This window comes from Cobetia sp. PDI-23MA (assembly GCF_059507735.1).
In genome coordinates, this window is the sequence record NZ_CM183352.1 from 156,433 (window position 1) to 175,406 (window position 18,974).

General features: G+C 62.3%; 17 protein-coding genes and 2 tRNA genes. 11 read left to right on the forward strand and 8 right to left on the reverse strand.

What is annotated here, in order from left to right; translation table 11 throughout:
- The first annotated feature begins 121 nt into the window (after positions 1–121).
- The 11 genes from tpiA (at position 122) to pnp (ending at position 10,347) form a co-directional block, all read left to right on the forward strand.
- Positions 122–868, forward strand: coding sequence for a triose-phosphate isomerase (gene tpiA, locus AC5WNJ_RS00710; RefSeq protein ID WP_253063267.1), 747 nt, complete (start codon positions 122–124; stop codon positions 866–868).
- Positions 869–873: 5 nt separating this feature from the next.
- Entirely contained in the window at positions 874–1,260 is a 387-nt protein-coding gene (gene secG / locus AC5WNJ_RS00715; RefSeq protein ID WP_253063265.1) for a preprotein translocase subunit SecG, read from the forward strand.
- Between the two features lie 61 nt (positions 1,261–1,321).
- Positions 1,322–1,408, forward strand: a tRNA-Leu gene (locus AC5WNJ_RS00720).
- Positions 1,409–1,511: 103 nt separating this feature from the next.
- A tRNA-Met gene (locus tag AC5WNJ_RS00725) sits at positions 1,512–1,588 on the forward strand.
- A gap of 123 nt (positions 1,589–1,711) precedes the next feature.
- Positions 1,712–2,170, forward strand: coding sequence for a ribosome maturation factor RimP (rimP, locus tag AC5WNJ_RS00730; protein WP_175089040.1), 459 nt, complete (start codon positions 1,712–1,714; stop codon positions 2,168–2,170).
- A 76-nt stretch (positions 2,171–2,246) separates the two neighbouring features.
- Positions 2,247–3,740 (forward strand): transcription termination factor NusA, encoded by a 1,494-nt coding sequence (gene nusA, locus AC5WNJ_RS00735; RefSeq protein WP_253063263.1) that lies wholly within the window; start codon positions 2,247–2,249, stop codon positions 3,738–3,740.
- A gap of 28 nt (positions 3,741–3,768) precedes the next feature.
- Positions 3,769–6,207, forward strand: a complete 2,439-nt coding sequence (gene infB / locus AC5WNJ_RS00740; protein ID WP_253063261.1) for a translation initiation factor IF-2 — start codon at positions 3,769–3,771, stop codon at positions 6,205–6,207.
- Positions 6,208–6,234: 27 nt separating this feature from the next.
- The gene (gene rbfA, locus AC5WNJ_RS00745; protein WP_043333400.1) at positions 6,235–6,660 is read left to right on the forward strand and encodes a 30S ribosome-binding factor RbfA; all 426 of its coding nucleotides are present in this window, start codon (positions 6,235–6,237) and stop codon (positions 6,658–6,660) included.
- Entirely contained in the window at positions 6,660–7,589 is a 930-nt protein-coding gene (gene truB, locus AC5WNJ_RS00750) for a tRNA pseudouridine(55) synthase TruB (RefSeq protein ID WP_253063259.1), read from the forward strand. Before rbfA ends, truB begins: the two co-directional genes overlap by 1 nt.
- A 98-nt stretch (positions 7,590–7,687) precedes the next feature.
- The gene (gene rpsO, locus AC5WNJ_RS00755; RefSeq protein WP_065392421.1) at positions 7,688–7,957 is read left to right on the forward strand and encodes a 30S ribosomal protein S15; all 270 of its coding nucleotides are present in this window, start codon (positions 7,688–7,690) and stop codon (positions 7,955–7,957) included.
- Positions 7,958–8,205: 248 nt separating this feature from the next.
- Positions 8,206–10,347, forward strand: coding sequence for a polyribonucleotide nucleotidyltransferase (gene pnp, locus AC5WNJ_RS00760; protein ID WP_253063257.1), 2,142 nt, complete (start codon positions 8,206–8,208; stop codon positions 10,345–10,347).
- Positions 10,348–10,520: 173 nt separating this feature from the next.
- Here the strand turns inward: pnp and AC5WNJ_RS00765 are convergent, their stop codons facing one another.
- The 8 genes from AC5WNJ_RS00765 to AC5WNJ_RS00800 form a co-directional block, all read right to left on the reverse strand.
- Positions 10,521–11,702 (reverse strand): acetyl-CoA C-acetyltransferase, encoded by a 1,182-nt coding sequence (locus tag AC5WNJ_RS00765; RefSeq protein ID WP_253063255.1) that lies wholly within the window; start codon positions 11,700–11,702, stop codon positions 10,521–10,523.
- Positions 11,703–12,006: 304 nt separating this feature from the next.
- On the reverse strand, positions 12,007–12,387 hold the full coding sequence (gene panD / locus AC5WNJ_RS00770; protein WP_176675934.1) for an aspartate 1-decarboxylase: 381 nt from the start codon (positions 12,385–12,387) through the stop codon (positions 12,007–12,009).
- Positions 12,388–12,509: 122 nt separating this feature from the next.
- Positions 12,510–13,364 carry a pantoate--beta-alanine ligase gene (gene panC / locus AC5WNJ_RS00775; protein WP_253063253.1) on the reverse strand — a complete coding sequence of 285 codons (855 nt, stop codon included), beginning with the start codon at positions 13,362–13,364 and terminating at the stop codon, positions 12,510–12,512.
- The gene (panB, locus tag AC5WNJ_RS00780) at positions 13,364–14,155 is read right to left on the reverse strand and encodes a 3-methyl-2-oxobutanoate hydroxymethyltransferase (RefSeq protein WP_253063251.1); all 792 of its coding nucleotides are present in this window, start codon (positions 14,153–14,155) and stop codon (positions 13,364–13,366) included. Before panB ends, panC begins: the two co-directional genes overlap by 1 nt.
- A gap of 169 nt (positions 14,156–14,324) precedes the next feature.
- A complete protein-coding gene (folK, locus tag AC5WNJ_RS00785; RefSeq protein WP_253063249.1) occupies positions 14,325–14,822 on the reverse strand; it encodes a 2-amino-4-hydroxy-6-hydroxymethyldihydropteridine diphosphokinase in 498 nt (165 codons plus the stop codon).
- A 46-nt stretch (positions 14,823–14,868) separates the two neighbouring features.
- The gene (gene pcnB / locus AC5WNJ_RS00790; RefSeq protein WP_175089049.1) at positions 14,869–16,269 is read right to left on the reverse strand and encodes a polynucleotide adenylyltransferase PcnB; all 1,401 of its coding nucleotides are present in this window, start codon (positions 16,267–16,269) and stop codon (positions 14,869–14,871) included.
- Between the two features lie 454 nt (positions 16,270–16,723).
- Positions 16,724–17,017, reverse strand: coding sequence for a hypothetical protein (locus tag AC5WNJ_RS00795; RefSeq protein ID WP_253063247.1), 294 nt, complete (start codon positions 17,015–17,017; stop codon positions 16,724–16,726).
- A 323-nt stretch (positions 17,018–17,340) separates the two neighbouring features.
- Entirely contained in the window at positions 17,341–18,927 is a 1,587-nt protein-coding gene (locus AC5WNJ_RS00800; protein WP_253063245.1) for a sigma-54-dependent transcriptional regulator, read from the reverse strand.
- Positions 18,928–18,974: the final 47 nt, after the last annotated feature.

The window sequence follows — 18,974 nt, forward strand, 5'->3', positions numbered from 1 at the left end:
GTTTCTGGCAGTTGCCCCGAGCCTGATCGTGCCGGATCACGGGGCTTGACAGGGGTCGCGAAGGTTGTCAGTCAAGGGCGGCTCCATTACCATCCTCGCACTGCTCACAAGGGAGAAGCACATGCGTACACCGCTGATTGCCGGAAACTGGAAGATGAATGGTGATCTTGCCCTGGTCGATGAGTTTGCCCAGGGCCTGCAGGCGGCTGAGCTGCCGCAGGGCATTCAGGTGGCGCTGGCAGTGCCTTTCCCTTATCTGAGCGCCGCTCGCGCGAGCATGCCTGTGAGCGTGGCGCTGGCGGGGCAGACGCTGAATCCGGCGAGCGAGGGTGCCTTTACCGGCGAAGTAGCGGGTCAGATGCTCAAGGATGTCGGTGCCGCGATGGTGCTGGTCGGCCACTCGGAGCGTCGAAGCCTGTATGCTGAAGACGATGCGGCGGTACTGGCGCGTGTCGAGGCGGCGCTTGCCGCTGGGCTCATACCGGTGCTGTGTGTCGGTGAGACGCTCGAGGAGCGTGAAGCCGGTGACACGGAGCGTGTCGTGCTGGGGCAGCTGGAGGCGGTGCTCTCCGCGCTCTCCGCCGATGCGCGCACGCGTCTGGTCGTCGCCTATGAGCCCGTCTGGGCCATCGGTACCGGGCGCACCGCCTCGCCCCAGCAGGCGCAGGAGGTCCATGCGGCCATTCGCGCGCGCCTGGCCGAGTGGTCTGCCTCGCTCGCCGAGGCAATGCAATTGTTGTACGGCGGCAGCATGAAGGCTGCCAATGCCGCCGAGCTGCTTGCGCAGCCGGATATCGACGGCGGTCTCGTGGGCGGTGCCTCGCTCCAGATCGACGAATTCCTAGCCATTTGCCAGTCTGCAGGTTGAATCTCATGCAAGTAGCCGTTCTGATGGTCCATGTGGTACTCGCGGTCGCGCTGATCGTGCTCGTCCTTCTCCAGCAGGGCAAGGGTGCCGAAGCTGGCGCTGCCTTTGGTGGCGGTGGTGCTTCCCAGACCGTTTTCGGGTCCAGCGGTAGCGGCAACTTCCTCGCGCGCTTCACGGGTGTTCTGGCCGCGGGCTTCTTCGCGACCTCTCTGACACTGGCCTGGTTCGCATCCAATGCCAACCAGCCGTCAGCCGAAGCGGGCATTCCGAATGCCAGCGTGATCGAGCAGCAGAAAAATTCACTGCCATCACTTGACGACTCCGAGGAAAGTGTGGAGAATACGTCGCCAGTGCTTGAGGAAAGCGGCAACGCAAACCAACCAGCACTCTAAGGAATTCAAGGCGTTAACTTTGAATTCTTCCGGGTAACGTCTCAGGCGATACCCGCCCCGTGCCGAAGTGGTGGAATTGGTAGACACGCTATCTTGAGGGGGTAGTGACCTTACGGTCGTGGGGGTTCAAGTCCCCCCTTCGGCACCATCTTGTTAGATCGATTGGCAGTCTGGACGCAACTCTGCCACCTTGGAAAGACGTCATTCCTTGACCTCCTTTTTCGGTGACATTACCATCGTCCGACTATTGTTGCGGGGTGGAGCAGTCTGGTAGCTCGTCGGGCTCATAACCCGAAGGTCATCGGTTCAAATCCGGTCCCCGCTACCAAGTTTCTTGAAAGGCCCCTTCCTATGAAGGGGCTTTTTGTTAGCACCAGTGCCAATCAGCCACCTAGCTCTCTTCTCTACTCCCGGTCAGGTGCCTGATGCAACTGCTGTAGGAGCCTCGTCTGTGTCAACCAAGGACGCTGCGCTTAACGCGCTCATCGATCCAGTCGTCTCTGCTCTGGGCTTCGAGCTCTGGGGTATCGACTATCTCTCCCAAGGCAAGCAGTCCCGTCTGGTGATCTATATCGACCATCCCGATGGCATTACCGTGGACAACTGCGCAAGCGTCAGTCGTCAGGTGGGTGCCGTACTGGATGTCGAAGACCCCATTACCGGTCAGTTCCAGCTTGAAGTCTCGTCTCCAGGCATGGATCGTCCGTTGTTCACGCTTGACCAGTACGAGCGCTACATCGGTCACGTGGTGGCACTGCGACTTCGCCAGGCCTTCGATGGCCAGCGCAAGTTCCAAGGGCTGGTGACTGGCACCGAAGACGGTGATGTCGTGATCCGGGTCGATGAAGAAGAATACTGCTTTCCCATTGAAAGCATCGACCAGGCACGCATTGTGCCGCAGTTCAAATAACTGACGTTGTCGGCACACCGCTCGCGTTGCGAGCCCGGGTCGATGCGCAAGGACAGGTTTCTGGCGAGGCAAAGTCATGAGCAAAGAGATTCTGCTGGTCGTTGACGCCATCTCCAACGAGAAAGGCGTGCCGCGGGATGTGATTTTCGAAGCCGTCGAAGTGGCATTGGCTTCGGCGTCACGCAAGCGTTTCGATCAGGAAGAGGCGGATATCCGCGTCAAGATCGATCGTGTCACCGGTGATTACGCGACCTACCGTCGCTGGACCGTCGTCGAAGACGACGAGTTCGAGACGCCGGACTACGAGATCAAGGCCAGCATCGCCGAACAGCGCGAAGAGCCGCTGGCGCTGGGTGCCGTGGTCGAGAAGCAGATCGAATCCGAAGCGTTCGGTCGCATCGCTGCACAGACCGCCAAGCAGGTCATCGTGCAGAAGGTGCGCGAGGCCGAGCGTGCGGAAGTGGTGCGCCTTTACGCCGAGCGTGAAGGTGAGCTGGTCGCGGGTATCGTCAAGAAGACGACACGTGATGGCCTCATCATCGATCTGGGCGACAACGCCGAAGGCTTCCTGCCGCGCGGTGAGATGATTCACGGCGAGCGCTACCGCTTGAATGAGCGGGTTCGTGCCCTGCTGTGGAAAGTCGACGCGGATGCTCGTGGTTCTCAGCTGATCCTGTCGCGTACGCGTCCTGAGCTGATCATCGAGCTGTTCAAGATCGAAGTCCCGGAAATCGCCGAGCAGCTGATCGAGATCAAGGGGGCTGCCCGTGACCCGGGTTCGCGCGCCAAGATCGCGGTCAAGAGCAACGACAAGCGCATCGATCCGATCGGTGCCTGTGTCGGCATGCGTGGTTCACGCGTGCAGGCCGTGTCCAATGAACTGCGTAACGAACGCGTGGATATCATCCTGTGGGATGACAATCCTGCCCAGCTCGTCATCAACGCCATGGCACCGGCAGATGTCGGTTCCATTCTGGTCGACGAAGACACCCATTCCATGGATGTCGCTGTCGCTGCGGACAACCTGGCCCAGGCCATCGGTCGCAGCGGTCAGAACGTTCGTCTGGCCAGTGAGCTGACCGGTTGGCAGCTCAATGTCATGACCGAGGCGGAAGCCGAGGGCAAGCGCGAGCAGGAAATCGACAGTTTCGTCGAATATTTCATCACTCATCTCGAGATCGAAGAGGATCTAGCCCGTGTCCTGGTGGACGAGGGCTTCACCTCACTCGAGGAAATCGCCTATGTCCCGCTCGAGGAAATGCTCGAGGTCGAGGGCTTTGACCAGGATCTGGTCGAGGAGCTGCGCGCTCGGGCCAAGGATGAACTGCTGAATCTCGCCATCGCCACTGAAGAGCAACTGGACGGCGCACAGCCGGCCGAAGACCTGCTCAACATGGAAGGCATGGAAAGTCATCTGGCATACATCCTGGCCAGCAAGGGTATCGTCACCATGGAAGACCTTGCTGAGCAGGCCATCGATGATCTGAAAGACATCGAAGGCGTCGACGAAGAGCGAGCAGCGGCGTTGATCATGACCGCCCGCGCGCCCTGGTTCGCAAGCGAACAGTAACTAGGTCACGGGCTCAGGAGGGTCGTACATGTCAGAAATGACAGTCAAAGAATTCGCCAAGAAGGTGGGCCGCGAGTCAGCCCGCCTACTGGAACAGATGCACGAAGCGGGTCTGAAGCACAAGTCAGAGAACGACGCCGTCTCTGAGGTCGACAAGCAGAAGCTGCTGGATCACCTCACCAAGAGCCACGGTGGTGGCGCCGCTCCGGCAGCGCCCAAGAATCGCATTACCCTGACCCGCAAGACCAAGTCTCGTATCAACACGGGCGGCGGTCGCGGCAAGTCCATCGAGGTGCAGGTGCGCAAGAAGCGTACCTACGTCAAAGAGGACGAAGAGCAGGCTGCAGAAGCCCCGGCTGCTGCACCGGCTGCCGCTGCTGAAAAGCCGGCGGCTGCGCCGCAGCGTGAAGAGCGTCGTGGCAACGACAACCGTCGCGAAGAGCGTCCACGTCAGAGTGCACCGGCTGCTGTCGCTGCACCGGTCGCCGACGCTGCGCCGGAAGTCAATGCGCCGCCGAAGGAGCCGCGTGGTGATGCACCGCGTCGCGCCAAGGCTGCGCCGCGTGATGACTCACGCGATCGTCGCGAAGCCCGTGAAGATCGTAGCGAACGCAAGCGTGGCGGGGCCAAGAAGGTCAAGCGCGCCGAGCGTCGCGGTGGTCGTCGTGGTGGCCGTGATGCCAACCGTCAGCCGCCGAAGCCGGTTCAGACCTTCGTCCGTGAAGTCTCCATTCCTGAGTCCATCTCAGTGGCAGACCTCGCCGACAAGATGGCCGTCAAGGCGTCTGAAGTGATCAAGACCATGTTCAACATGGGCGCTGCGGTCACCATCAACCAGACGATCGATCAGGAAACCGCGACCATCGTGGTCGAGGAAATGGGCCACACGCCCAAGCTGATCAAGGATGACGCACTCGAGACAGCCGTTCTCGAAGGCATCTCCTACGAAGGTGAGCAGATCACCCGCGCGCCGGTCGTTACCGTCATGGGTCACGTCGACCACGGCAAGACCTCGCTGCTGGATTACATCCGTCGCACCAAGGTCGCCACAGGTGAGGCAGGTGGTATCACCCAGCACATCGGTGCCTACCACGTCGAACACGACAACGGCGACATCACCTTCCTGGATACCCCGGGCCACGCGGCGTTTACCGCCATGCGTGCTCGTGGTGCCAAGGCGACCGATGTCGTCATCCTGGTGGTGGCTGCCGATGATGGCGTGATGCCGCAGACCATCGAGGCTGTCGAGCACTCCAAGGCCGCGGGTGTCCCGATGGTCGTGGCGGTGAACAAGATCGACAAGCCGGGTGCTGATCCGGACCGCGTCAAGAACGAGTTGTCCCAGCACGGTGTCATCTCCGAGGAATGGGGTGGTGATACCCAGTTCGTCCACGTTTCCGCCAAGACCGGCGAGAACATCGACGCGCTGCTCGAAAGTGTCCTGCTGGTCTCCGAAGTTCTCGAACTTCAGGCCGTGCCGTCCGCGCCGGGTAAAGGCGTCGTGGTCGAGTCCCGTCTCGACAAGGGCCGTGGCCCGGTCGCGACCGTGCTGGTCCAGAACGGTACGCTGAAGAAGGGTGATATCGTCCTCGCCGGCCTGCATTACGGCCGTGTGCGTGCGCTGGTCAATGAGCTCGGCAAGCAGGTCGATTCCGCGGGCCCGGCCATGCCGGTCGAGATCCAGGGGCTGGGTGGCACGCCGGACGCCGGTGAAGAGTTCACCGTGGTTCCGGACGAGAAGAAGGCGCGTGAAGTCGCCAACTTCCGTCAGGGCAAGTACCGCGAAGTGCGTCTGGCACGTCAGCAGAAAGCCAAGCTGGAGAACATGTTCTCCCAGATGGGCCAGGACGAAGTCGCCAAGGTCAACGTCGTCCTCAAGGCCGACGTGCAGGGGTCTCTGGAAGCCATCCGTGGCGCGCTGGAAGAACTCTCCACCGAAGAAGTCAAGGTGGCCGTGGTCTCTTCCGGTGTCGGTGGTATTACCGGTACCGATGCCAACCTGGCACTCGCTTCCGAAGCGATCCTGGTCGGCTTCAACGTCCGTGCTGACGCCTCCGCGCGTGAGATCGTCGAGCGTGAAGGTCTGGATCTGCGCTACTACAGCGTCATCTACCAGCTGATCGACGAGGTCAAGCTGGCCATGTCCGGCATGCTGGCTCCGGAATTCCGCGAGCAGATCGTCGGTGTCGCCGAAGTGCGCGATGTCTTCAAGGCTCCGAAGATCGGTGCGATCGCCGGTTGCATGGTCGTCGAAGGCACCATGTACCGCTCCAAGCGCATCCGCGTGCTGCGTGACAACGTGGTCATCTATGAAGGCGAGCTGGAGTCCCTGCGTCGCTTCAAGGATGACGTCAACGAAGTCCGCAACGGCATGGAATGTGGTATCGGCGTCAAGAACTACAACGACGTGCAGGTTGGCGACAAGATCGAGGTGTTCGACCAGATCCAGGTCGAGCGCTCGCTCTGATAGCGCCCCTGCAAGGAGAGATCACGGATGCGTGAATACAGCCGTACTGACCGCGTGGCGGACCAGATCCAGCAAGAGCTCGCGCTGTTGATTCAGCGCGAGGTCAAGGACCCGCGCCTTGGCATGCTGACGGTCAGCGCCGCCAAGGTCAGCCGCGACCTGTCCTACTCCGATGTCTACGTGACCCTGCTGGGTGACGACAGCCCGGAACGCATCAAGGAGAACCTCGCCGTGCTCAAGCGCGCGGCAGGTTTCCTGCGCTCCCAGCTGGCGCGCACCATTCAGCTGCGTCATGTACCGGAACTGCGCTTCCATTACGATGAGAGCGTCGTTCGTGGCCATCACCTTTCCTCGCTGATCAACGATGCGGTCGCCGACGATCGCAAGCGCAGTGCAGAACGTGGTGATGACGACAGCGAAGACGGTGCCCCGGGCACCACGCCGGACGCCTGATGGGCCGTCGTCGTCGCGGCTTGCCGATCGATGGCGTACTGTTGCTGGACAAGCCCAAGGGCATGTCCAGCAACTATGCGCTTCAGAAGGCTCGTCGCCTCTACCAGGCGCAGAAGGCCGGTCATACCGGAACGCTCGATCCGATGGCGACCGGCTTGTTGCCGATCTGCCTCGGGGAGGCGACCAAGTTCTCCTCGCATCTTCTCGAGGCAGACAAGGTCTATCGGGCACGGATCAAGTTTGGCCAGGTCACCGATACCGGTGATGCGGAAGGCACGGTGATTCGCGAGCGGGAGATTCCCGAGATTGCGCAGGCCGAGTTGGACGCGGTGCTGGACAGGTTCCGTGGCGAGATAGATCAGGTACCGCCGATGTACTCCGCGCTCAAGCACCAGGGACGTCCGCTCTACGAGCTGGCACGCCAGGGGGTTGAAATCGAGCGTGCAGTTCGTCGCGTTACCATCTACAATATGTCGCTTCTTGCGCGGCACTCCGATGGCATCGAGATCGAAGTGGCGGTCAGCAAGGGTACCTACATACGCAGTCTGGCCGAGGATATCGGCGAGGCGCTGGGCTGTGGAGCCCACCTCACGGCACTGCGTCGTCTCAAGACGGGCCCGTTCACGGGTGATGCCATGCTGGATTTCGAGCGCCTCGAGGCGCTGGCTGATCAGCAGGCACGTGAAGGCGTTCTGTTACCTGTCGACATCCTGCTCGATCATCTCCCGCGTCTCGACATCACTGCCGAGATGGCGCGGATGATCTTGCGTGGTCAGCAGGCCGAAACGACGACAGGGTCGCTGGAAGTGGATTCCCTGGCTCGTGTGTATCAGGACCAGCAGTTGCTCGGGCTGGTCCGGATTGCGGCGGAGGGCGTCATCGCTCCTCGCCGACTGCTCAGTTCTGCCGTCGAGGCGGCGGCTGGGTGAGCTGATTGCGGCCTCGCCGCAAGCCGCATGAAGACTGCAAATATGCGTGGTCTTCGACATTTCCAATCTATCAAGCATATTGCTTACTGGAGAGACAGATGGCACTTACCGCTGAGAAGAAGGCTGAGATCGTTTCCGAATTCGGCCGTGGCGAGAACGACACCGGTTCCCCGGAAGTTCAGGTTGCTCTGCTGAGCGCCAACATTGATGGCCTGCAGGGTCACTTCAAGGCCAACAAGCAGGATCACCACTCCCGTCGTGGTCTGATCCGCATGGTCAACCAGCGTCGCAAGCTGCTTGACTACCTCAAGCGCAAGGACTTCGAGCGTTACACCGCTCTGATCCAGCGTCTGGGTCTGCGTCGCTAATCAGCGATGTTGCCGCCATGTACTTCGGTGCATGGCGGGCCCCCGGTGGGCACAGGAAAACCGACACTGCCTGCGGGCGGTGTCGGTTTTTTTGTGCCTGATACCGAGGTGATCCGAGCTTCAGGACTGAGATTCGACCCTCGCCGCAGCCCGCTTGTCGCGTGGGATCCACTCGCTTTTCATTGCCTGTGACGCGCTTTACCATGAGCGCCTGGCATCGATGACCATCAGATTAAAGGACATGCGCCGTGAACCCGGTAACGCACAGCTTCCAGTACGGTAATGACACCATCACCCTAGAGACCGGCCGCATCGCGCGTCAGGCGACCGGTAGCGTGATGGTGACCATGGGCAATACCTCGGTGTTGTGCACCGTGGTGGCCAAGGCGTCGCCGAAACCCGGCCAGTCCTTCTTCCCGTTGTCGGTCCACTATCAGGAGAAGGCCTACGCGGCGGGGCGTATCCCCGGCGGCTTCCTCAAGCGCGAAGGGCGTCCCACCGAGAAGGAAACCCTGACCTCACGCTTGATCGACCGTCCGATGCGCCCGCTATTTCCCGAAGGCTTCATGAATGAGGTGCAGGTGGTCTGCACGGTGATGTCGGCGGAGCGCAATGTCGACCCGGACATCGCGGCACTGCTTGGCACCTCAGCAGCGCTTTGCATCTCCGGTGTGCCCTTCGCTGGCCCCGTGGGCGCGGCGCGCGTCGGCTTCAGCGAGCAGCGCGGCTACTTCCTGAATCCCGGCTACAGCGAACTGGCGCATTCCGAGCTGGATATGGTGGTAGCGGGTACCGAGAAGGCCGTGCTGATGGTCGAGTCCGAGGCCCAGGAGCTGCTGGAAGACGAGATGCTCGGCGCCGTGCTCTATGGTCATCACGAGATGCAGAAAGCCATCACGGGGATCGAGACGTTCGCCGCCAAGGTCAATCGTCCCAAGTGGGCGTGGGTGCCGCAGAATCTCGACCGCGTGCTGGTCGAGGCGCTGGAGCAGAGCTTTGCCACCCAGATCGGTGATGCCTATCGCCTGAGTGACAAGATGGCGCGTCAGGACAGCCTGTCGGCGCTCAAGGCGCAGGCTATCGACCTGCTGGGCGCCGAGGATGATGCGCGCTTCAGTGTCGAGGCCGTCGCCACGGCCTTCGCGGCACTCGAGAAGCGTATCGTGCGTCAGCGAGTGATCGCGGGCGAGCCGCGTATCGATGGTCGTGATACGCGCACCGTGCGCCCGCTGGACCTGGCGGTGGGTGTGTTGCCCAAGGCGCATGGCTCGGCGCTGTTCACCCGTGGCGAGACCCAGGCGATCGCCACTGCCACCCTGGGGACCACGCGCGATTCACAGCTGATCGAAGGGCTGTCCGGCGAGAAGCAGGATCGCTTCATGCTGCACTACAACTTCCCGCCCTACTGCGTCGGCGAGACGGGCTTCATCGGCGCGCCCAAGCGACGTGAGATCGGTCATGGGCGTCTGGCGCGTCGGGGTATCGAATCCATGCTGCCGTCGCTGCAGGCTTTCCCCTACGCGATCCGTGTCGTCTCCGAGATCACCGAATCCAATGGTTCGAGCTCGATGGCATCCGTCTGTGGGGCCTCTCTTGCGCTGATGGATGCCGGTGTGCCGCTCAAGGCACCGGTCGCGGGTATCGCCATGGGGTTGGTCAAGGACGCCAATGGCGTCGCGATATTGACCGATATCCTCGGCGATGAGGACCACCTCGGCGACATGGACTTCAAGGTCGCGGGGACCGCGGAAGGCGTGACCGCGCTGCAGATGGACATCAAGATCGAAGGAATCGACGAGGAGATTCTTGAGCAGGCGCTGGAACAGGCCCTCGAGGCACGCCTGACCATCCTCGCGCAGATGAATGAGGTACTGGCCGCCAGTCGCCAGGAAGTCTCGGACAATGCCCCGGCGATGCTGTCGCTGAAGATCGCTCCCAACAAGGTGCGTGACGTGATCGGCAAGGGCGGCTCCACCATCCGCAAGATCTGTGAAGAGACCGGCGCCAATGTCGATCTCGACGACGATGGCAGCGTGCGCATCTATGCCGAGCACAAGGCGCAGGCACAGGCGGCTGCCAAATATGTCGAGGGCATCATTGCCGAGGCCGAGATCGGCAAGCTCTATGCCGGCAAGGTGGCGCGCATCGCCGACTTCGGTGCCTTCATCACCTTCATGCCGGGCACCGATGGCCTGCTGCACATCTCGCAGATCGTCGAGGAGCGCGTCAATGACGTACGTGACTATCTCAACGAAGGCGATGAGGTGGTGGTCAAGGTGCTCGACATCGACAACCGCAATCGCGTCAAGCTGTCGCTGAAAGAGATCAGCGAAGAAGAGAAGGCGGCCTTTGCCGCTGCTCAGGCTGAAGAGGCCGCCGCTCAGGACTGACAGATCGTCGCGGATCGTCCCCGCCCCGGTCTTGCCTGCTCTGCTTGAGAGGCGCACCTTCCCTTCCGGGCAAGAGAAAGCCCCCGCCGGGTCACTGGCGGGGGCTTTTGCATATCTCCCTGCTCGAGATTGCGCGAGCGGCGGGAGCTCAGGCGGTCGGCAGGTGTGAGCGATCAGCTGCGCTCGATGGCCAGCGCGACACCCTGACCGCCACCGATGCACAGGGTCGCCAGACCCTTCTTGGCATCACGCTCGATCATCTCGTGCACCAGCGAGACCAGCACACGGCAGCCGGAGGCACCGATCGGGTGGCCGAGGGCAATGGCGCCGCCATTGACGTTGACCTTGTCGACATCCCAGCCCAGCTCCTTGTTGACCGACAGAGCCTGGGCCGCGAAGGCCTCATTGGCTTCGACGAGGTCGAGGTCTTCCAGGCTCCAGCCGGCCTTCTTGAGGCACAGGCGAGTCGCCGGCGCCGGGCCGATGCCCATGATCTTCGGATCAACACCCGCGTTGGAGTAGGCCTTGATGGTCGCCAGCGGCGTCAGACCCAGCTCGCGTGCCTTGTCGGCGGAGCACAGCATGACCACGGCAGCGCCGTCGTTGAGCGCCGAGGCATTGCCGGCGGTGACGGTGCCGTCCTTCTTGAAGGCCGGGCGCATGCCAGCGAGTTTCTCGGCCGTGGTGCCGGCGCGCGGGTTCTCGTCGGTATCGAAGACGATCGGGTCGCCCTTGCGCTGCGGAATCTCGACCGGGACGATCTGGCCCTTGAAGCGGCCAGCTTCGATGGCTGCGCAGGCTTTCTGCTGAGAGGCGGCCGCGAAGGCGTCCTGGGCTTCACGGGTGATCTCGTATTTCTCGGCCAGATTCTCGGCGGTGATGCCCATGTGGATGTCATTGAAGGCATCCCACAGACCGTCGTGAACCATGGAATCGATCGCCTTCCAGTCGCCCATGCGCTTGCCGTCTCGCGAGTTGGGCAACACGTGCGGAGACAGGGACATGTTTTCCTGACCGCCGGCCAGAATCAGCTCGGCATCGCCGCAACGGATGGCCTGGGTGGCCAGGTGCAGCGCCTTGAGGCCAGACCCGCAGACCTTGTTGATGGTCATGGCGGGCACGCCTTCCGGCAAGCCTGCCTTGATGACCGCCTGACGTGCCGGGTTCTGACCGCATCCTGCTGTCAGCACCTGGCCCAGAAGCACTTCATCGACCTGATCGCCACTGACGCCCGTGCTGGCGAGGATATCCTTGATGACATGTGCGCCGAGATCCGCGGCGGAAATGCCAGCCAGGCTGCCACCGAAGGCGCCTACGGCGGTACGACGGGCTGCTACGATCACCACATCCTGCATCTGAACGCTCCTGTTCTCTTGCGAGACTGTCTGAGTCAATTGGCTGCGACTATGGCCATGCCATCAAGCGGGCGAGGCGCAGTCCTGCTGAGGTGAGATGCCAGCATAAGGCAGTTTTGTGCGGTGCGGCAATCGTCAAACGGCATCTCCAGTGTCAGCCTTTAGCCATACGTATTGGTTGCCCAGACGGCACGACGCCAGCGCTCTGGCAGGCAGGGCTGGCGTCGTGTTGGAGCGCTCGCGGCAGGCTCGAGGCCTGAATCATCAGCCCTCCGGGCGTAGAGCAGCAGGCAGCAAGGCGTGCTCAGGCCATCTGGACCGGGATGGCATTGGCTGTATGGCTGACCTCGTTGCCTTCCATCAGGTAGACCATGGAGGGCTTGTGCGCGTCCAGTTCGCTCTCGGCATAGTTGGCGAAGGCGCAGATGATCACGCGGTCGCCGACGTCGGCCTGGTGGGCTGCGGCGCCGTTCACCGAAATGATTTTCGAGCCTTCTTCGCCGCGAATGGCGTAGGTGGTGAAGCGCTTGCCGTTGTCCACGTTATAGATCTGGATCTGTTCGTACTCACGAATGCCTGCCATGTCGAGCAGGTCGCCATCGATGGCGCAGGAGCCCTCGTAGTTGAGGACGGCGTGAGTCACGCGGGCCATGTGCAGCTTGGCCTTGAGCATGATGGCTTGCATCAGGATGTCTCCAGTTGAGCGCCGCCGGGCGCAGATCTAGGCCCTGGGGTCAGGGCCATGGCGCGCATGGCGTGGCGGACAGTGCCACGCCAAGGTGCAAGGCGGCGCAGTCTAATCAGGCATCAGGCCACCGGCAAGGCGACCTTCAGGTTATCGAGCAGGCGTGTACGGCCCAGGTGTGCGGCGACCAGAATCACCGCCTCGCGCGTGACATCCTCGACTGGCCCCAGGTCAACCGCGCGGCGCAGTTCGAGGTAGTCCGGCTTGAAGCCGCTCTCGCTGATGGCGGCCAGGGCCTCGCGTAGCGCCACATCGCGTGCCACGCCCTGCTCAAGACGAGCTTTCAGGGCATCGAGGCACTGCTTGAGACGCGGCGCGATGGCGCGCTCCTGCTCACTCAGGTAGCCGTTGCGTGATGACAGCGCCAGACCATCCTCTGCACGCACGATGGGCACACCGATGATCTCGATGCCGAAATGCAGGTCGCGGTTGAGTTTGCGGATCACTGCCAGCTGCTGGAAGTCCTTCTCGCCGAAACAGGCGACTTCAGGGCGTACCAGATTGAACAGGATGCTGACGACGGTGGCGACGCCATCGAAGTGCCCCGGACGGTTGCCGCCGCACAGGCCTTCGGAAACGCCCGGCACCTGCACGTTGCACAGTCCGTCGCGACCCGTGGGGTAGAGTTCCGCCGTCGAGGGGGCAAACAGCAGGTCACATCCTTCGGCGGCCAGCGCATTCTTGTCGGCCTCGAGAGTGCGCGGATAACTGTCGAGGTCTTCGCCGGGGCCGAACTGCAGTGGGTTGACGAAGATGCTCGCGACGACCATGTCGGCGTGGCGGCGCGCTTCACGGACCAGCGACAGGTGGCCGGCATGCAGGTTGCCCATGGTCGGCACCAGGGCGATACGCAGGCCATCGCGGCGTGCCTGGGCGAGTTGCTCGCACAGGGCGTTGATCTGGGAGACGGTTTTCATCAGAAGCCGTGCTCCGGCGCCGGGAAGCTGCGCGTCTTGACCGCCTGGTGGTAGGCGGCGAAGGCCTCCTGCACGCTGCCGGCATCGCTCATGAAATTCTTGACGAAGCGCGGCTTGCGCCCGGGTGTCAGGTCGAGCATGTCGTGCATGACCAGGATCTGGCCATCGACGTCCACGCCGGCACCGATGCCGATCACCGGCACCTCGACGGCATCACGAATGCGCGCGGCCAGCTCGGACGGCACGCATTCGAGCAGGATGATGGCAGCGCCTGCGGCTTCCAGCGTGCGGGCATCGGTGATGATCTGCTCGGCGCGGGCCTCGTCACGACCCTGTACCTTGTAGCCACCGAAGGCATGCACGTGCTGTGGCGTCAGGCCCATGTGCACGCAGACCGGTACACCACGCTGGACGAGCGCAGTGACGGCATCGGCCAGCCAGGCTTCGCCTTCCACCTTGACCATCTCGGCACCGGCACGCATCAGACGCGCCGCATGATCGAGCAGGATGTCGGTGCTGGCATTGCTCATGAAGGGCAGGTCGGCCATCAGCAGGCTGCCTTGCTTGCCACGTGCCACGGCGGCGGTGTGGTAGCAGATGTCATCGATGGTGACGGGCAGGGTGCTGGTATGGCCCTGCAGGACCATGCCGAGAGAGTCGCCGACCAGCAGCACTTCAATGCCGGCATCGCTGGCAAGATGAGCAAAGGTGGCATCGTAGGCGGTGAGGCAACTGAACGTCTCACCATCGGCCTTGAGGCGGCGCAGGGTGCTCAGGGTGACGTTTTTCATCGGGACGCATACTCGTTGCGGCGCGTATGACGCGGCTGCCCGTGGCGTCGAGCAGCCGCGATCGCGGGAAGGCCGCCGAGGGCGGACTGCGAGCGACACGGGCCGGTGTTACCAGAAAGTGTTACCGCACAGGCCAAAGTGGGCACGACGGTAACAAGATGGCGAAACTCTACTCCTGAGGTCCGAGGGGGAGCAAGTCATCGCCCTCAACTCGAGACGCCAGTGTTTCGAGATTCTCCTCGCCTAGCACGCTGAGGCACTGCGGGCCCAGCAGGTCAGCCAACGGACGCATCACGAAACCACGATTGAGCATTTCGCGATGGGGCACGACGAGACGCGGCGTCGAGATCCTGCTGTCATTGTAGAGCAGCAGGTCAAGATCCAGTGTGCGGGGGCCCCAGTGACGCAGTCGCACGCGACGATGCTGCTGTTCAAGGGCTTGCAGCTGATCAAGCAGGGCGAGGGGGGACAGGCGGGTCGATAGCTCGGCGACGGCGTTGACGAAGTCGGGCTGGTCCTGCGGGCCGACCGGCTTGCTGGCATACAGGCGAGAATGTCGCGTGCAGCGGATCAGCGGCAGCCGGTCGAGAGCCTCAAGCGCGCGCTCCAGTTGAGCGCGCGGATCGTCAAGATTGGCACCGAGGCCAATCAAGGCTGTCGAAATCATGCACAGTTCCTGCGTGGAGACGGCAGTGGCTCAGGCGAGCCACTGTTCAGCCCTGGCCGCGACCATTGCGCCGACGTTTGCCGCGACGCTTGGTGCCGGCCGGCTTGCTGCCGGCGGGGCCTTCATCGGAGACACCTTCGATCATCGTGACCTGGGTGCGAGCATCGACTTCCTGGAAGTCGGTCCACCACTTGCCCAGCCCCGGCTTCACTTCGCCGGCGAATTCGCGCAGCAGCAGGAAGTCGTAGGCGGCGCGGAAGCGCGGATGCTCGCGGGTCTGGAAGGCGCGTTTGCCACGGCGACGCGGCAACTTGGCCTGCATATCCCAGATCTCGCGCATCGGAATGCTGAAGCGCTTCGGGATCGAGGTGTGGTTGAGCTGGCGAGCGATCGCCTGCTGGGCCGCCTGGTGGGCTGCCGGAATGTCGGGCATGCCACTGGCGATCAGCTGATCGGTACGCGCCTTGACGCCCGGCCACAGCAGGGCGGCATACAGGAAGGCCGGCGTGACCGGCTTGTCTTCGCGGATGCGGTCGTCCGTGCTGGCCAGTGCCTTCTCGATCAGCGGCATGGACCAGTGATAATGCGCGAAACTCTCTTCCGTCTCGGGGAACAGCATCTGGAACAGCCCAAACTCACGCAGGAGATGGAAGGTTTCCAGTGCATAGCCGGACATGAACAGCTTGAGCACTTCCTCGAACATGCGCGCCGGCGGAATCTGCAGCAGCAGCGGGGCCAGTTCGTACATCGGTTCGGCCGTGGCCTCCTCGATGTCGAAGTCCAGTTTGCCGGCGAAGCGGACGGCACGCAGCATGCGCACCGGGTCTTCGCGATAGCGTGTTTCCGGATCTCCGATCAGGCGAATCATGCGCGCTTCGATATCGCGTACGCCATTGGCCCAGTCGTGGATCGTGAAATCGGACACGTCGTAATAGAGGGCATTGATCGTGAAGTCGCGGCGCAGCGCGTCCTCCTCGATGGAGCCGAAGACGTTGTCGCGCAACAACATGCCGTCTTCCGACTGCTGGGTATGCTGGCTGGGCGTGCTATCGGCCGGCTTGCCGCGGAAGGTGGTGACCTCGATCACCTCACGACCGAAGCGCACGTGCACGATACGGAAACGACGGCCGATGATGCGGGCATTGCGGAACAGCTCGCGGACCTGTTCCGGCGTGGCATTGGTGGCCACGTCGAAGTCCTTGGGGCGTTGTCCGAGCAGGGCATCACGGATACAGCCACCGACCAGATAGGCCTGATATCCACCGCTTTGCAGACGATAGAGTACCTTCAGCGCATTCTCGCTGAGCTGGCGGCGGGACACGGGATGCTCATCCCGCGGTATCACACGCAGGCTGGGCAATGGAGCCGCGGGCGCGTCAGTTGCATTGAAAAGCGTCTTCAAGCGGTCACCGGGGCGTTGTAGAAAGCGGGTAAATCCTTTGAGCATGCAGCGATTCGACTCGTGCGTGGCAGGCCGCCCAGTGTAGCCGAGGGCAGATACCTTGGCAAAGCGCCGGTCTGCCATCCAGGGGCCGACTCTGCACTTCAAGGCGTCTGACGAGGCAAGAATCACCTCTCAGACAAGGAAAAAGGGAGACCGATCACTCGGTCTCCCTTGCAGGTAGGGTACACGCATCCTTGAGCGGATGTTCTTTTTCGTGATGGCGCATCGCCCTGAATACGCACCACAGTCACAAATCAATGCAGACAGATCCTTCGTGTTGCAGATCATGTTGTTGTTGTCTGGCTGTCTGTTCGGTGACCATCTCGTATTCAAAACAATCTTCCATTCACCGACGGCTGAATAGCCTCCCCCCGCGAGTTGTTGTTGTTTCGGGGGTGATCCGGGGTCGAGCCTGTTGTTCTTGTTGGTGCTCGAGGCCGGATTCGTCGCGTCCTGGTCAGTAGATTCCGGACTGCCGATATCTTGTTGTTATTGGATCGGCGGATGATGAACTGCGGCCGTTTGTTCTTGTTTTGGCTCTTGCCTGCCACCACTCATGCAGTGAGGCATGCGGTTCATCATCAATGTCACGCGCTCGACGGGTATTGTTCTTGTTGATGTCGAGGGTTTTCGAAGCGTTGCGCGTTCTTGTTGTTGTTGGGCGCGCTTCGTATTTCCGGTTGTTCTTTTTCTTGACCGTGATGTTGCATCGGATGTGCCACAGCTTAAAAAAAACCAGTAATTCAGTCATTTAGACATAGGTCGCTGAGACATGAGGTGTAGAGAAGCGCGAGGTGTTACCTGACGTGGCCATTGGTGCGCTGGATGGGGTCATGATTTGGGGTCGATGGTAACAATTGGTGCGAAGGTCTAACGAAGTGGCTTGCAAGCTAATGATTGAGCTGGTTTTTTTGCGAGCCTTTCGACACTAAAGTCTAGCGATGCCCTCGATGATGCGGGGATCTATGGCAGGCAAGGCGCCGCCGCAGGCGGGTTGCCTGCCCGGGAGGGCACCTGCATGGTGCAGTGACTTCAGCGCAGTGACTTCAGTGCGCCAGCTTCAGTGCGCCGACGTCAGTTTGCGGGAGAGCTGCGGCGTCCCTTGCGGCGTGGAATGCCCAGGCGCTGACGCCGCTCCCAGAGGTTCTTGCGACTGATGCCGAGGCGGCGCGCGAGCTCGGTTTCGCTCATGTGGTCCTGATGCTCGAGCACGAAGTGCTGGAAGTAGTCCTCCAGCGAGAGGTCTTCCTCCTCACCGGCATCGCCGACCACCGAGAGGCCGCTGCGTGGAGGGGCCGCAGGCGATGGCAGGCCCGTGCCCTGCTGGCCGGCCGCGGGCTGACCTGTGGCAGGCGCGGAAGTCGTTTCGGGACTTGAGCCACTGGCGGCGCCTTTCACTGCACCTTTCGCCGCTCCTTTGCTCGCTGTCTTGGGCACCTGAACACTGGAGGGCACCGAGTCGGCTGTTGCGGCGGCGGGCGCTGCTTGAAGCGGCTGCCCTGAGGGCGTGCGCAGGCCGAGGTCCTCAGGGGCGATGATGCGACGCTCCGCCAGAATGACGCCCCGCTCGAGGGCGTTTTCCAGCTCACGGACATTGCCGGGCCAGGCGTAGTGATGGATTTCCTGGCGCGCCCGCTGGGAGAGTCGCATGCCATCGCGTCCATGCTTGCGGGCGATGCCGGCCAGCAGATGCTCGGCCAGTTCCAGCACGTCATCTCCACGCTCACGCAGGGGCGGCAGGTCGATCTCCATCACGTTCAAGCGGTAATAGAGGTCGAGGCGGAACTCACCGCTGGCCGAGAGCTGATGCAGGTTGCGGTGGGTCGCGGCGATGAGGCGAATGTCCACGTAGCGGGTCTCGATGGCCCCCACGCGGCGAATCTCGCCCTCCTGCAGCACCCGCAGCAGGCGTGCCTGGGCATCCAGCGGCAGTTCACCGATCTCATCCAGAAACAGTGTGCCGCCATCGGCGGCTTCGATCAGGCCTGTGCGCGAGCTGGTGGCGCCGGTGAAGGCACCTTTTTCATGGCCGAACAACTCGGACTCGATCAACGTCTCGGGAATGGCGGCGCAGTTGACGCAGATCAGCGGCGCCTGATGGCGTTCGCTCTGGCGGTGAATGGCGCGCGCGACCAGCTCCTTGCCGGTGCCGGACTCACCCAGTACCAGCACGGTGACATCGGCGGGCGCTACCTTGCGAATGCGGGTATAGACCTGTTGCATGGCGCGACAATGACCAATCATCTCCACCGGCTTGTTGGTCGTGCCAGCATGCGCCTGGGGCGGAGGCGGCGCAGCACTCGGCGCCCCCAGGCGTGGCAGAGACAGCGCATCTCGCACGCTGCGCGCGAAGGCCTGCTGGTCAAACGGCTTGGGAAGATAGTCGGCTGCCCCCGCCTTCAGGCAGCCGATGGCGGCATGCAGGCTGGGGTCGTCGGCCAGCAGCAGCACGGGAGTTGGCCGGCTGGCACGCAGGATCGGGACGGCATGGTCTCCGGCCAGTTCGCTGTCGCAGATCACCAGCGCGAAGTCGGCGGGGTGCTGCAGACGGGCATCCTCCAGGCCGCTGGCCTGCACCACGTCGTGACCCTCGCGCTCCAGCAGATGCTGCAGCGTGTTGCGCGAAGCACCTTCCTTTTCGACGATCAGAATCCGGGCCATGGGGTGATGTCGCTCGCCTGAGGGTGTGCATGAGGGGATGGCTGTCG

Excerpts from the sequence above, each read along its gene's own strand:
- tpiA (WP_253063267.1), top strand. The coding sequence starts at position 122 with ATGCGTACACCGCTGATTGCCGGAAACTGGAAGATGAATGGTGATCTT.
- secG (WP_253063265.1), top strand. The coding sequence starts at position 874 with ATGCAAGTAGCCGTTCTGATGGTCCATGTGGTACTCGCGGTCGCGCTG.
- nusA (WP_253063263.1), top strand. The coding sequence starts at position 2,247 with ATGAGCAAAGAGATTCTGCTGGTCGTTGACGCCATCTCCAACGAGAAA.
- infB (WP_253063261.1), top strand. The coding sequence starts at position 3,769 with ATGTCAGAAATGACAGTCAAAGAATTCGCCAAGAAGGTGGGCCGCGAG.
- rbfA (WP_043333400.1), top strand. The coding sequence starts at position 6,235 with ATGCGTGAATACAGCCGTACTGACCGCGTGGCGGACCAGATCCAGCAA.
- truB (WP_253063259.1), top strand. The coding sequence starts at position 6,660 with ATGGGCCGTCGTCGTCGCGGCTTGCCGATCGATGGCGTACTGTTGCTG.
- rpsO (WP_065392421.1), top strand. The coding sequence starts at position 7,688 with ATGGCACTTACCGCTGAGAAGAAGGCTGAGATCGTTTCCGAATTCGGC.
- AC5WNJ_RS00765 (WP_253063255.1), bottom strand. The coding sequence starts at position 11,702 with ATGCAGGATGTGGTGATCGTAGCAGCCCGTCGTACCGCCGTAGGCGCC.
- panD (WP_176675934.1), bottom strand. The coding sequence starts at position 12,387 with ATGCAAGCCATCATGCTCAAGGCCAAGCTGCACATGGCCCGCGTGACT.
- panC (WP_253063253.1), bottom strand. The coding sequence starts at position 13,364 with ATGAAAACCGTCTCCCAGATCAACGCCCTGTGCGAGCAACTCGCCCAG.
- panB (WP_253063251.1), bottom strand. The coding sequence starts at position 14,155 with ATGAAAAACGTCACCCTGAGCACCCTGCGCCGCCTCAAGGCCGATGGT.
- folK (WP_253063249.1), bottom strand. The coding sequence starts at position 14,822 with ATGATTTCGACAGCCTTGATTGGCCTCGGTGCCAATCTTGACGATCCG.
- pcnB (WP_175089049.1), bottom strand. The coding sequence starts at position 16,269 with ATGCTCAAAGGATTTACCCGCTTTCTACAACGCCCCGGTGACCGCTTG.
- AC5WNJ_RS00795 (WP_253063247.1), bottom strand. The coding sequence starts at position 17,017 with ATGACTGAATTACTGGTTTTTTTTAAGCTGTGGCACATCCGATGCAAC.
- AC5WNJ_RS00800 (WP_253063245.1), bottom strand. The coding sequence starts at position 18,927 with ATGGCCCGGATTCTGATCGTCGAAAAGGAAGGTGCTTCGCGCAACACG.